This window comes from Peribacillus sp., assembly GCF_059453735.1.
The window spans coordinates 1-13,385 of sequence record NZ_JAZVJO010000293.1 but is presented as its reverse complement, the minus strand read 5'-3'; the positions used below and the strand labels follow the sequence as shown (position 1 = coordinate 13,385).

The following is a 13,385-nucleotide window of genomic DNA, read 5'->3' as shown; positions in this document are numbered from 1 at the left end:
CCCTCTCTATTTCACAATTATATCTAAATAATGTATTTAAATTCAAAACCCAAACTTCTCATCATTTGTTCTATAGGATTACTGTGGTAACTTTGCTAAAATAGAAACAAATACCACTCATCCCATATGGGTCCAAAGCTGCAAAGATGAAGGAGATTAAATATGTCCAAATATAAAGCATTACTTTTTTTTACTATTTTAGGCCTTTCAGGGATATTTATTATTGATTATATTATGTATAACCTGATTCAGGAACAATATTTAAGAGTCTATATTCACCGATCGATTGGTATCATCCTTCTAATTTGCACGGGAACATTTCTTTATCTATATCTTTCAAAAATGGAACAATTTTCAGAGCTTACCGAAGAGCAGATGCGGCTGCATGCATTAATCGATACAATGGGGGACTTCGTGAATTTCAAGGATGGTAAGGGCAATTGGATTAAAGTGAATGAGTTTGGCTTAAAACTCTTTCACCTAGAACATGTTGATTATAAAGGAAAAACAGACTCAGAACTTGCCGTCTATACACATACTAGCTCGGGTGCTCTCGAATATTGTGAAATGTCGGACGAAGCAACTTGGAACTCCAAAAAAGTAACACGTTGCCAAGAAGTTATCCAGCTCACAGATGGCACTCATCGAATATTTGATACTACAAAAATCCCTCTTTTTGAACAAGATGGATCAAGAAAATCTCTCATTGTAATTGGCCGTGATGTTACCGATATCATTCGAGCACAGAATGAACTATCTGTCAGCCAACAGCAATATAAATCTTTATATGAATATAATCCAGACCCGCTATTTATGCTTGACCTACAAGGATTAATTTCTGATGTGAACTCTCGATTTGAAGCGATAATTGGCGAATCTGAAGTGAACTTAGTTGGGGTATCTATCTTTGACTTCATCATTCAATCTCCAGCGGATCAACTTAACCTCAAAAAGTCCTTTGCTGATGTTATCCATAGTAAAAAAGGCATTCATAAAGGAGATTTGCGTTTTCAAACAAAAACAGGTAAATTTTGGCTATCTTGCACTATTGTTCCAATTCTAATAAACGGCACAATCTCCGGAGTAATTTGTTACGCAAAAGATGTTACACACCTCAGAGAAACTGAAAAAATGCTTAGAAAAGCAGAAAAACTGTCCATAGTCGGCGAACTCGCAGCAAGTGTCGCCCATGAAATTAGAAATCCACTTACTTCAATTAAGGGATTTATTCAGCTTCTTAAGGATGATTCAAATACACGTGAAGATTATTTCAACATTATGTTAAACGAATTAGATCGAATTAATTTGATTGTCAGTGAGCTGCTTGTATTAGCTAAACCTCAAGAATTACAGCTTACACAACAAAATCTCCACCAATTAATGACTGAAGTAGTTGTTCTGCTTGAACCGCAAGCTCATTTTTCTGGAACAGAACTCAACATCAGCAGTAACCCGCAACTACCGACTATATCCTGCGAAGCCAATCAACTAAAACAAGTGTTTATCAATATTATCAAAAATTCAATCGAAGCAAGGGCCACAAAAATTAACGTTGAGTTTATTCTAAATAACTCATCTGTCTTAGTCAAAATTACAGATGACGGACTGGGTATTACTCAGTCAAGAATTAAGCATCTTGGCGAACCTTTTTACTCATCCAAAGAAAAGGGCACTGGTTTAGGCCTCACCATCACCTATCGAATTATTGAGGCACATAAAGGATCTGTCCACATTCATAGTGAAATTGAAAAAGGAACAACTGTTGAAATCACACTCCCAATTGACTAATAGCTGCCGAATAGTATATTATTAGTCTTCGAGTATTCACTCAAACGTGGTTCGAAACCATCCCACGCTAAAAAACTAAGGGAGTTCCTGCTAAATGAATAGTAAAACACTAGTTATAAACGGTATTTTAGCCGCTTTGTACATTGCTGTCTCAATGCTTATTCAGCCATTTGGTTTCACTAATATTCAATTCCGAGTCTCTGAAATGTTTAATCACTTAATCGTTTTTAACAAAAAATATATTTTTGGTATTTTATTAGGTGTCTTTTTAACCAATCTACTATTTTCGCCAATGAAAGCCTATGATTTAATCTTTGGAGTGGGTCAATCTTTAATTGCTTTGACGATTACAATTATTTGCTGCCGCTTCATTCAAACCATCTGGAAACGGATGCTTGTCAACATCCTTGCGTTTACCGTAACGATGTTTATTATTGCGCTGGAGCTCAACCTTGCTTTTGGTCTGCCTATTATGTGGACTTGGCTGACTACTGCCATTGGTGAATTTGTTGTCATGGCAATTGGTGCACCTCTTATTCTAGCCATTCATAGGCGCGTTAATTTTGAAAAACTTATCTAAAAAAATCCCCTGTCTGGGGATTTTTTTTTCGTTATTAGCAGGTGTTCTACGAGCTTAAAAAAGACACCGAGAAATTATCCCGGTGTCTACCTTGTTATACATATAATCGTATTACATTTCCTGAAGGGTCTTGTGTGATATACGCCCCTTGGTCTTCTGATAGATAGGCACCCAATTCTTTTAAATTGGCTAGAGCGTTTTGCAGCGTTTCAATATCTGGATAATGCAAGGTAAAGGTTTTTAATCCTAAGCTGTTCTTCGTTGGTGCAGGAGCTCCAACGCCTGCCCAGGTATTCAAACCTATATGATGATGATAATTTCCTGTTGAAATAAACAACGCTTGTGCTCCGTATCTTAACACCACTTCAAAACCAAGGACTTTGATGTAAAATTCTTCTGCTTTCACTAAATCTGAAACATGCAAATGGATATGTCCCATGACCGTTCCCACAGGTAATCCATTCCAAGTATCGCTTATCCGGCTGGCAAGTACCCCCTCTGCGTCCATCGATTCAGTAATCATCTGCACATGGTTATCCTGCCATATCCACTCTTCTTCTGGAGTATCTGCATAAATCTCTATGCCGTTCCCATCTGGGTCCCCTAAATAGATAGCTTCACTCACACCGTGATTAGATGCGCCTTGAAGAGGATACCCCGATTGGAGAAGATGCAGCAGAACATTCCCTAAGTCTGCCCGCGTCGGCAGTAAAAGTGCAAAATGATACAAGCCAGTTGTCCGAGGTTGTTTTTCAATGATTACTCCCGGCTGTTCGATTGTTAGTAAAACGGTTTTGCCATCCGCCGATAACGCGGCCTTTTTTTCTGTTTGTTCAAGTATGGTAAATCCGATCACTTCTTTATAAAAAGTCATGCTGCGATGTAAATCCTTAACCAGTAAATGAACATTCCCTACATAAGTATAAGGATGATTTTGATATTTCATTTTCAACGCTCCTCTTTACTTACTTTATGTAAGCAACTATATATTAAAAACTATGTTTTTTCAACTCTTTTCAAAAAAAATCCCCACGGAGGAGGATTTAGAAATTAAAGATCCAAATATTTATTTTTTCCCTTCAGTATCTCATACATTCCATAAAACGCTAATCCAATCGAAACAACGCCAAGCATATATGACCCGTAATCCTGCTGAAGCAGCTTTTGCAAAGCTTCATCTAATCCTTTAGGATTATCTGAATCAGAAGTAATCGCCATTCGAGTGACAAAAAACCCAAGGAAACCAAAAATTAACCCTCGTGCTATGAATCCGATTTTGCCCGACTTCTTAGCCGCCTCAATTTCCTTATCGCTCATTTCAGTCACTTTAAATTGTGACATAAATTTCTCTTTCCAACCTGAATAAATTTGATAAATCCCGTTGGCAATGATTCCTAGGCCAATTAAACCAATAAGCCATGGACCAGCGTCAGTTGCTAATATCATTGCTGTCCATGTTTGTTTACTGTCACCTGTACTTCCGGCATGAATAGCAAAAGAAAAGGCTTTATAGGCTATACCAATATAAATGACACAAGAAATTATATCTCCTGCTTTCGTCGTCCAGCCCTTCATCTCATTTTTTTTCAATGATTTTACTTCAAATATTTTAATGAACAGCCAGATAATATAGCCTAATAGTCCTAAAGCAATCACCCATAGCAGCGCTTCACCAAAAGGTTTTGCTGCTACAGCTTCAATAGCGCCGTTGGTCCCTTTTGCTTTTCCTCCAATCCCAGCAGCGGCCAGCAGCGACAGGATCCCTACTAAAATAAACACAAATCCTTTTGTCATAAAACCAATTCTGGCAAAAATCTTCATCCATGGTTTTAGTTCATGTTTTGTGTTCCTTGCTCTTTGAGTCAGATTTTCTTTTAGTTCGGCACTATTCATGATCCATTCCTCCCACTTCTCCTTCTTTTCTCTTCCCCCTATTTATCAAAAGAAAACGAATAAGACACAGTTGCTAATAATTACTATTCCTATTAGAAGGTGACTATTTACTTATAAGTATGAAGAAATCTACTTTACTGTGCCCTCAAAAAAAAGCACTGTATCGGCCAGTGCCTTAATCATGATTATTCTTCTTGTCCTTTCTCTTTTTCACTGATTTCTACCAGCTTCTCCATATCTGCTGAATGGTAGCTGTCCATTCTTTGAAAAGTGATGATTTCTTTTTCTTTATCAACTGTAACCCGTTTAGTTTCTAACGAATAAACATAACCAAGATAACTTATCGTAATCTGTTGACTAGACTTTTCTATCTTTGTTGTTTCTTTATCATATGCCTGTAACTCGATTGATTGATTTCCAACGGCTTTAATTCCCTTAATAAACAGGATTGGAGATAAAGCAGCAGCCTCTTCACTTACTTCTTTGTCTTTCTCCGCTTCATTCATTTTATACATCGTAAACACAGTCAGAGCACCACAGGTTAAGACAATTAGCATTACACCAGAAAGAAGCATTTTTTTATTCATATACATAAACTTTCTAAAGCCTGACATCCGCTCATATTTAACCCGGTCCAAAAAGCTTTTCAGTTGAGAATTGTCCTGCCATCTTTTCAGCGTTCGCTTGTTTTCAAGAATATCTTTAGCATGACTATGCAGATATCGTTCAACAGAACGTTTATAATCCGGATCTTCTTCTACAAGCCCATCATGAAGTCTTGAAAAAACAAATAAAAACTGTCTGACTCCCTCGAGTCCGCCGCCATTTTTATGAACATATGACAGCATATCATCATATCGGTAAAGTTTCGTTTGCTTTTGATCCTTATTCAGGAAGCAAAAGGCCGTCAACTCTGCCAGCTGCACAATTCGTTTATCAGGTATGCCCTTTAAAAGCATCATTTGCAATTGAGTAAAGTAAGGCTGATGAGCATGTCTATCAGATTCCCTTGGATACCCTTTTTGCAGGATATCTTGTGCCTGTTGAATCACCCTTATTTTCCACTTCACTTCACCAAGCTGAAGCACTTTTGGAACCCGATTTGTGATCACTGTCAATTGATTTAAATCGTTGGGACTTACCAAGTTCAAATCTAATTCTCTAATGAACAAAAGCGATAACTCTTCCATTATTTCTTTCTTAAAGACTTCAACGTCATCAGAACGCACATATCCTTGGTCTGCATACAGCAGCTTCTTCACGTTACGGTAGGCTTGAAGCTGGTTTTTTTCATTTGGAAACAAACTGAGTATCCCTGCGCTGGCCGCTTTTTGAAAGCGGTAATTTTCAAGAGATTCAGGAGTATGCTCATGCCAATATACGATTTCATTCATGAGTATATCCAATGTAGTAATACGACTAAAGTAGTTTTGAATATATGGCTCAAATACAATCGAGATTAAATGATTTTTACTAAAGACTAATTGGTTTACCCCTTTAAATAAACCCGGAAAGGCTTTTATCTGACTATAGAGAAAACCTATATAGGACAAATCCTTGCTGCCATAATAAAGGACCCTATAAAAAAACGAAACATACGGATTACGATTTTCCCTGGAAAAAATCGAATAAAAGTAAATCATCTCGCTAATCAGTTCTTTTTCAGGCAGATTACTCGGTGTAAGACTCTTACTTTCTTGATCAATCAACGCATGTAGTTGTTCACAAAGTTCAGGCTTATCGTGATAATTATCTCTCGTTAAGAAAGAACGAAAACTCTTAAATAAGAATAATTTTTTTGCTTCAGTTTCGCGGTATTCACCCATTTCCAACATATATAACCTGCTTAGTTCATTGTAGAGTGTAAGCGAAGGGTTAGCGATATCCAGCAAATTGGTTTCTGCATAGGCATAAAAATGCTCTAAATCTCTTGAACGCTCTTGGACCAGTTTGCTGGCAAATTGAATGAAAGGCTCCTGATCTGCGTCATCACTGATATTTAGAAAAAAAGATTGGTCAAAATCAAAGACATAATCCCTTTGGATCGTGCTGTCTTGCGGACGTATACTTCCTTTTTCTACAAACATTAACCCTATATGTTTCTTACTTTGCGGCTCTGCATGATAGGTAAGCATGCTAAATGCTTTTCTCATTTCAAAAGGGATACATTGAAAGACATAGTAACCTAATTGATAGGCACCTTGTGTCGCCTTGGTGATATCACCAGGTAATGAAATATACACTTTGTTCTTCGTTGTCATTGACATTAATACCGCATATACCACTTGTTTAAATTGTTTCCCGCTTATTCCAAGCTCAATCAGAAGCTGATTCAATGGTTGTACAGATGGTTTCATAACCGGAAGAGCATCAATTTCATTCAGAACCTTTCCATGTGACACATCATAATTTACTCGAAATGGAAGTTCTCCAAACAGCTTATCGGCTGAAGTGAGGTATTCTCTTACTCTATCTTTTGGAACAATATAGTTATGACTGAAAAATGTTTCTCTTTCACCCGTATAATCAGATTCCTTGTATACACTTTGGCCGATCACTAATTCACCCATTTCAGTGAAGGTGATTAAATTGGCTTTTGGATAGCGTTCTTCTTCTCTGATACCTGCAATTGTCAAAGACTGCGGCGGATAATAAGCGCAGAGCGGTTGAAGCGTTTGTTTAATGTAAGACTTATCTAATCCAGGTGAGGCTGCGATAGTAGAGTAACCCGGTGAGGAAGAAAAAATCCCCTCGCGCTCCCTCGTATAAATCTGCTGCTGAATTTTAGTCATACCTTAGTATTCCTTTCCGTCAATATAGCCTAGCTGATTCAATAGCCAGATAACGGGCTCATCGCCTCGAACAGGATTGAAGACTCCATTAATCTCTTTATTGATAGCATTTGATTCGAAAACCGATACAGCAAAGTAAGCTTTCTGATTATAGTAAACATCTAGTGAATTTTTGAACGACCTATCAATTTTTTCAATCAGTCGTCTAATCTCTCCATCAATATTCTCTAATTCTAGTAAATTAAGGGCCACTCTATGTACATAGTTTTGAATTCTTCCGCAACTCCGATGTATTCTGCCCCACATCATAAAACTTATATACTTAGATAATTTCACCCATATCCCCCCTTACATACGTAAGTAAAGCAATCTACAAATGATAGAAAATAGCAAATTATATGAATAGTATAGTATTTTATTTGCATTTTAACCATAATTGGTTATACCTTATATATTAATTATTGCATTTATTTTTTATAAAAGTAAATATATGTAATTAAAACAGCGGGCCGAGGAGGATAAATAGATAAAATCACCTGCTTTTAATATTCATCTTATTAGACATAACTGACCTAGTTTTAACTGATCAAATAAAACGAACTAGAGAGAGTTAACTTCTTCTATTTGCTGGTCGGTCAGCTGCCAGAACTCAATATAATCACCTCAAAAAAACTAGTTACACATACGATATGCATTTACTATAAACAACCGAAACAATTCAAGCCAATGATGTTTAAAAAATTTAATCAATCGATTGATTAAATAATTTTTCATAAAAAAGAGCCCTTCCACTTAGAGGACTCCACTCATCTCTATTTATTTCTTTTTACTAATCGCCTTCCAAAATTCGGCTGCAAGCACTTTATATCCAGAATCACTCAAATGAATATTCGTCTTATTTGGAAGGTATTTTTTATAATTCTTAGCAATCGCTTTGTCAGTCGCCACAAATGTATCACCATTTTCTGTAGCTGCTGACTTAATTTGCGTATTAAGCCCTGTTAGCAGCGGCATTAAAGCAGCTTGCTGTTCAGCTGGATAATAGGGGAAACAATTATAGTAACCCATTACATAAACCTTTACCTTCGGATTAAGGCCGTCAATTGTTTTAAGTATTTTATTCAGATTAGTAGAAACAGCGACAAGTGCTTCCGGTGCTTTCGAAGGATCCGTATTTATCTTGGCAAGTAAATCATTTGCCCCGATATCAATGGTAATATGAGTAGCGCTTTTAATTTCCTTCCTGATTTTCTTGCTTTTCGTTACATCTAGCAGAAGACGATCCGATGTATAACCTGGTACGCTGAAATTATCAAAGTCAGCTAATTTATACTTTTTTGCCACAAATGAATCAGCAATATAATCAACGTACCCATAATCCAAATAGCCATTCGGTGACAGCCCTGCTGCTAACGAATCCCCTAATGCCACATATTCAACCTTTACTGGTGCAGGAGCTTTTTTTGCTGAAGCACTAAATGGCACACCGACTACTAGAGACATGGCTAACAAGATACTTGCAGTTTTCTGTTTCCGATTCAAAATAATTCCCCCTTGATAATTTTTGACTTCACTAGTTCAAATTCCGTGTTTATATCGAAAATCCTTCTTAGGTCTAAAGTAATTTTTTCGACATTCAATTGACAAATTCAATTTTATTTATTAGAATAATCAAAATACTATTTATACAATAAAAACATATCTCTTATCCAGAGAGGTGGAGGGACTGGCCCGACGAAACCTCAGCAACCACACGTAGTGATGGTGCTAATTCCAGCAAAGCTTAGCTTTGGACGATAAGGGGAGGTGTCTTTTCTTACAAAAGCCCTCTTCTTAGGAAGAGAGTTTTTTTGTATAGAAAAGGAGAGTTTATCGATGAAAAATAATAAGACCTTTTTAACCGTGGATGAATACTTAGATCTTTACCTATTTGCAAAAGATCTTGGTGATATTCATTGGCAAAATGAAATAATTGAACAACTAAAAAATCATAATCAGAAAACAGATAAAACCTGGGAGATTCAGGCTCTATGGGAGTCCTTTGAGCGGGTAAATAATAAAATACTGGCTCTTTACAAAGAACTGCGAAATGATTCAGCCATCTCAGAAGTAATAGGAGAAAAGCTCTGGACTTTAAAACAACAGCGTATGGAAATCAGCCGGGAAATCCGCTGTCTAGAGGGTAAAACGTTCATAACTAACTAAAAAAAGATGGAGTATCTCGTTAATGAGATACTCCATCTTTTTTTATGCGTTAACCTTCATAGCTGACATCATTTGCATCATGGTTGAAATCATTTCATCACACTCTTGCATTTTCATCATCATTTCTTTCATATCCATACCCATTTCGTCATTCATTTCCATGCCTTGCATTCGAGTCATCATCATTTTCATACCATTCATTTCTGTCATCATTCTTTCCATTGACATCTTCATCATCATACTCATCGTCATGTTTTCCATTTCCATTCCTCCATTACGGTTTTTTTAAACTAATAGGATCTGGATGTACAGCACTTGTCCTACTTCATCTACTTTAAGTATATACCCAAATAAACTGTATTTTAAAAATTATTTAAATAATTTATTTTCTAAATCATTAACGAACTGTCTGTATCTTTTAAAACCCTTATGTATCAATGGTTTAACCAATTTAATCAATCGATTGATTAAATAAAAATAAATCTTTTAATAAATAAAAAATGGCAGAAACTCCTATTAGTTTTTAAATAAATGAGCAGAATAGAAAGAGTGGGTATTTTATCAATCATTTTACTTAATAGCGAAACTTATAAGAATATGTAACGTACTAATAGTAGAAAGGGGGTGTTTTTTTGCAGTACTTCTTTTTTTTCGGTGTAGTCTGTATCATTATCTCCGGTATATCAGTTGGGGCATGGACGACGCCTCAACAGCAAAGAGATACATTCAACAATGAAACAACCACATACCGAAGATCCAGAACAAGAATAGCGATTTATTCTGGATTTTTAGGCATCCTTTCTCTAGCCATAAGCGGAATGTTGTATTTTAAAAATACAATATGATTCTCAGGTTATTTATATCGTTTTTTAGGCTGTTGAGAAAGAGTCGGCAGCCTTTTGATTTTTTCCCTCAACCCTTGTAACTGTGTATCAGTAAATCTGCAATTTGTTATAATCCTTTCAAAAAAACCCTTTCTCTGGATCCAGGGAAAGTGCGTTCTAAATGAACCCTTCTTTAAACTTCTTCTTGACGTGATTTTTATGCGTTGTATAATTAAGAGTTTTAATTATCGCATTGCTATATTTGTATAATAAACAAGAAGAGGAGAATTCATTATGTGGTTTATTTTTGCTCTGCTCACAGCACTTGCATGGGGCGGCGCGGATCTATTTTATAAAAAAGGAACAGATAGTAATGATAAGTTCAGCCATATTAAAATCATCATTATGGTCGGCTTGGTTATGGGTTTGCATGCAACAGGGTATCTTTTATTCAAAGGATTGACTTTTAATCCTATGGATTTAATCACTTATTTACCTGTATCAGGACTCTACATTTTGTCGATGGCAATTGGTTATATCGGGTTACGATATTTGGAACTTTCGATTGCTTCGCCTATCCAAAACTCCTCTGGAGCCGTTACGGCAATCCTAATTTTTATCTTTTTCACCCATGAATTAGGTGTAATAGAAGTATTAGGACTCATTATTATCACATTAGGTGTTATTGGAATCGCCGTTTTAGAAAAGAAAGCCGAAAACGAAGCCCTTCAAAATCGATCCGTTGAAATTGATAAAAAATATAAAATTGGCTTTATGGCGATTATTTTCCCTATCCTTTATGCTTTTATTGATGGATTAGGAACCTTTGCCGATGCCATTTACTTAGATGAATTAAGTCTGATCAGCGAAGATTCCGCACTGCTAGCCTATGAATATACCTTCTTCATTTGTGCTGTATTGTCGTTTGGATACCTTAAATTAATTAAAAAAGAATCATTCAACGTTTTTACCGAACGAGATAAAGCGTCTGCTGCCATCCTTGAAACGATTGGTCAATTCTTTTATGTATTTGCAATGGCAAAGAATGCAATTATCGCCGCACCGCTTATTGCTTCATATAGCATTTTCTCTGTCATCCTGTCACGTATATTCCTTAAGGAAAAACTGAACAAAATGCAATATGCCATCATTATTGTTGTTATTTTTGGGATTGCCCTGCTTGGTATTGCTGATGAGTTGTAAGTAAGTCAATAATCAAAAAAGAAGCAGTGTCCATTGAGACACTGCTTCTTTTCGATGCAATAGGAGTTCCTCATAGAAATACGTTATTTGAGTAATCGAGTAGAGGGAAAATAAGTTAGATTATTTCGCCCCTCTCACAACACCGTACGTACGGATCGCGTATACGGCGTTTCAGTTTATATTACAGTGTTTACTTTTAGATAATGTTCTAAAGCAGAGGGGAGTCCCCTCTGCTTTAGTCTTTTGTTATTCAATTGTTACAACCTCGGATCAACCGGATCTGATTCCATTGCTAGTGTTCCAAGCACACACTCATGTACTCTTTCAATCGATTCTCCACTAACAAATCTTCGAATTCCTTCTACTCCTAGCGTGAATTCCTTTAGTGCCAGCTTCTGTTTTTTGGAAACATTTCTTTCCTTTAACCTGTTCAAATTTTTTGGTAGTAAGTAGTCCATACCATAAATAATGTTTAGATACTTCCGGCCTCTAACCTTTATGGCAGGTTGTATAAGTTTACCTTTTGCTTTTGATATAAATCGTTCCGGTTTAATAACGATTCCTTCATGTCCATCATTTGTGATGCTTTCCCACCATTTAATAACCGCCTCTTCACTTGTTGAATCGTCAATAACCATAAATTCAGTTTCTACAAACAGGTCTGCCATTTTTGCAAATTCTCGATTCATTTCCATATGCCAAGTATGCGGCTTATTAAAGAACGTTTCATTACTATGTGCTAGTACGTGGAATGGGGCAATCTGAATTTGGTTAATATCCTCTATGTCCCAACAGTATTTTTGAAAAACTTCTTTAAACACATATGCATTGTTTAGTTTTTCATCATATTCACCAAGCCATGCTTCTAAGTCTTTATTAGTCTGAATAGATTTTTCAAGCTTGCTTTTAATTATCGTTCGATCTAGAAGGGCATTTTCAGCAACATGTGCATATTGATTACTAATCAATTCTTTAGCTTTTAGATTCCATGGCATGATTTCAGCATCTAATAGCACATAATCCGTATTGTACTTTTGAAAATAACCATGGCGGTTTAATCCGTCATTTAGCCTTTGCAGGATAGTACTTTCTACTTCATCAGCAAAGAATTTTCTTCCTGATCTTGTATAAATAACACCTAAAGTTTCGCGTCCAATGTATTTTAAAGCGGATTCCTTTCTGTTGAATAGCATTAAAATCCCTCTACTACCCATATGTTTCTTTTCAGCAACCATTCTCTCAATACCCTTGCTTCGATAGTAATCAATGACTTCCTTCGGATGTTCAAGATAATCATCTAATGCGGAAGGCAAGGGAGCAGGACTCATTGTAGGTGGGATATACACAAGTTCTTCAATCGGAACAGTAAAATGAGATACTGTATCAATTGATGGAATTGCATATTCTTTAGGTATATGAATTTCCCCCAAGTCATCAGTTAAGACCGAGTAACCATTAATGAACTTCGCAATATTGGGGGGATTTAACCGTTTTTTCTCCAGCTCTTTTAGTGGATTACTATCCGCACCCGAGTAATTTTTTTTAGCCTTAACAGAAACATATTCTTTTTCCGGGTAACGTAAAGCTGTTAACTCTCCACCAAAAACCACACCTTGATCAATATTTATTGTGTTGTTAATAATAAGTGGCTTAGGTTTGGGATCATGCCCCCAAATGATTAAAATATTTGTTTTATGATGGATTGACCAGTCTTTTCTGATGGGTTTACCGGCACCATCAAAACCATCTGTATCTCCATAACGGCAAAAATCACTCACAGCATCCGATTGTTTTGCTATATATTCGTCTTTAATTCCTGCATGAGTACAAACCAATGTAGGTACGCCATTTTTTTTCAATACATAGTGTGAAGGTGCATGCAGAAGAAAGTTCTTTAATTCCTTTTTTAATTCTCTCGTCTGTTCTTCACCATATTGTTCTTGGAATTGTCGTATTTCTTCTTCCACACGTTCGTCACCATGATTTAAGGTAACATTCCTATCATCTAACCATCTAGCTATCTTCCAACCATGATTACTATCTATCATATAAGCCAGATCCTGATTAACATGTCTCAAGAAGAATTGCATCGTTTCTAAC

At 36.3% G+C, this 13,385-nt stretch carries 12 protein-coding genes and 2 riboswitches; of the genes, 5 read left to right on the top strand and 7 right to left on the bottom strand.

All coding sequences use genetic code 11. The features are described 5' to 3' along the window. Positions 1-162: 162 nt before the first annotated feature. Complete coding sequence (locus AC52RT_RS09400; protein ID WP_495540498.1) at positions 163-1,788, top strand: PAS domain S-box protein; 1,626 nt, start codon at positions 163-165, stop codon at positions 1,786-1,788. 40 nt (positions 1,789-1,828) lie between these two features. After that, a riboswitch (PreQ1 riboswitch) is annotated at positions 1,829-1,873 on the top strand. Between the two features lie 9 nt (positions 1,874-1,882). Beyond that, positions 1,883-2,368 carry a QueT transporter family protein gene (locus AC52RT_RS09395; protein ID WP_495540497.1) on the top strand — a complete coding sequence of 162 codons (486 nt, stop codon included), beginning with the start codon at positions 1,883-1,885 and terminating at the stop codon, positions 2,366-2,368. A 94-nt stretch (positions 2,369-2,462) separates the two neighbouring features. Here the strand turns inward: AC52RT_RS09395 and AC52RT_RS09390 are convergent, their stop codons facing one another. The 5 genes from AC52RT_RS09390 to AC52RT_RS09370 all read right to left on the bottom strand — a co-directional run bounded on the left by AC52RT_RS09390 (position 2,463) and on the right by AC52RT_RS09370 (position 8,595). Beyond that, complete coding sequence (locus tag AC52RT_RS09390; RefSeq protein WP_495540496.1) at positions 2,463-3,314, bottom strand: VOC family protein; 852 nt, start codon at positions 3,312-3,314, stop codon at positions 2,463-2,465. 104 nt (positions 3,315-3,418) lie between these two features. Further along, positions 3,419-4,261, bottom strand: a complete 843-nt coding sequence (locus AC52RT_RS09385; protein WP_495540495.1) for a DUF1206 domain-containing protein — start codon at positions 4,259-4,261, stop codon at positions 3,419-3,421. A 185-nt stretch (positions 4,262-4,446) separates the two neighbouring features. Then, complete coding sequence (locus tag AC52RT_RS09380; protein ID WP_495540494.1) at positions 4,447-7,053, bottom strand: GAP1-N2 domain-containing protein; 2,607 nt, start codon at positions 7,051-7,053, stop codon at positions 4,447-4,449. A gap of 3 nt (positions 7,054-7,056) precedes the next feature. After that, positions 7,057-7,389, bottom strand: coding sequence for a hypothetical protein (locus tag AC52RT_RS09375; protein WP_495540493.1), 333 nt, complete (start codon positions 7,387-7,389; stop codon positions 7,057-7,059). A gap of 480 nt (positions 7,390-7,869) precedes the next feature. Beyond that, positions 7,870-8,595, bottom strand: a complete 726-nt coding sequence (locus tag AC52RT_RS09370) for a GDSL-type esterase/lipase family protein (RefSeq protein ID WP_495540492.1) — start codon at positions 8,593-8,595, stop codon at positions 7,870-7,872. A gap of 160 nt (positions 8,596-8,755) precedes the next feature. Then, positions 8,756-8,856, top strand: a riboswitch (SAM riboswitch). Positions 8,857-8,928: 72 nt separating this feature from the next. Here AC52RT_RS09370 and AC52RT_RS09365 point away from each other — a divergent pair. Continuing rightward, positions 8,929-9,258, top strand: coding sequence for a hypothetical protein (locus AC52RT_RS09365; RefSeq protein WP_495540491.1), 330 nt, complete (start codon positions 8,929-8,931; stop codon positions 9,256-9,258). Positions 9,259-9,300: 42 nt separating this feature from the next. Here AC52RT_RS09365 and AC52RT_RS09360 read toward each other — a convergent pair whose 3' ends face one another. Further along, positions 9,301-9,519, bottom strand: a complete 219-nt coding sequence (locus tag AC52RT_RS09360; protein WP_495540490.1) for a hypothetical protein — start codon at positions 9,517-9,519, stop codon at positions 9,301-9,303. 371 nt (positions 9,520-9,890) lie between these two features. On the opposite strand from AC52RT_RS09360, the gene AC52RT_RS09355 reads away from it, so the two are divergent. Together AC52RT_RS09355 and AC52RT_RS09350 are read left to right on the top strand one after the other, a co-directional pair. Continuing rightward, positions 9,891-10,103 carry a DUF5316 family protein gene (locus AC52RT_RS09355; protein WP_495540489.1) on the top strand — a complete coding sequence of 71 codons (213 nt, stop codon included), beginning with the start codon at positions 9,891-9,893 and terminating at the stop codon, positions 10,101-10,103. 273 nt (positions 10,104-10,376) lie between these two features. Next, entirely contained in the window at positions 10,377-11,285 is a 909-nt protein-coding gene (locus AC52RT_RS09350; RefSeq protein ID WP_495540488.1) for an EamA family transporter, read from the top strand. Between the two features lie 257 nt (positions 11,286-11,542). On the opposite strand, the gene AC52RT_RS09345 is transcribed toward AC52RT_RS09350, so the two are convergent. Next, on the bottom strand, positions 11,543-13,385 hold a 1,843-nt coding region (locus AC52RT_RS09345), incomplete at its 5' end, for a polynucleotide kinase-phosphatase (RefSeq protein ID WP_495540487.1).

Bases quoted from the DNA above. Each gene is read 5' to 3' on its own strand.
- AC52RT_RS09400 (WP_495540498.1), top strand. From the start codon at position 163: ATGTCCAAATATAAAGCATTACTTTTTTTTACTATTTTAGGCCTTTCA.
- AC52RT_RS09385 (WP_495540495.1), bottom strand. From the start codon at position 4,261: ATGAATAGTGCCGAACTAAAAGAAAATCTGACTCAAAGAGCAAGGAAC.
- AC52RT_RS09380 (WP_495540494.1), bottom strand. From the start codon at position 7,053: ATGACTAAAATTCAGCAGCAGATTTATACGAGGGAGCGCGAGGGGATT.
- AC52RT_RS09350 (WP_495540488.1), top strand. From the start codon at position 10,377: ATGTGGTTTATTTTTGCTCTGCTCACAGCACTTGCATGGGGCGGCGCG.
- AC52RT_RS09390 (WP_495540496.1), bottom strand. From the start codon at position 3,314: ATGAAATATCAAAATCATCCTTATACTTATGTAGGGAATGTTCATTTA.
- AC52RT_RS09395 (WP_495540497.1), top strand. From the start codon at position 1,883: ATGAATAGTAAAACACTAGTTATAAACGGTATTTTAGCCGCTTTGTAC.
- AC52RT_RS09365 (WP_495540491.1), top strand. From the start codon at position 8,929: ATGAAAAATAATAAGACCTTTTTAACCGTGGATGAATACTTAGATCTT.
- AC52RT_RS09360 (WP_495540490.1), bottom strand. From the start codon at position 9,519: ATGGAAAACATGACGATGAGTATGATGATGAAGATGTCAATGGAAAGA.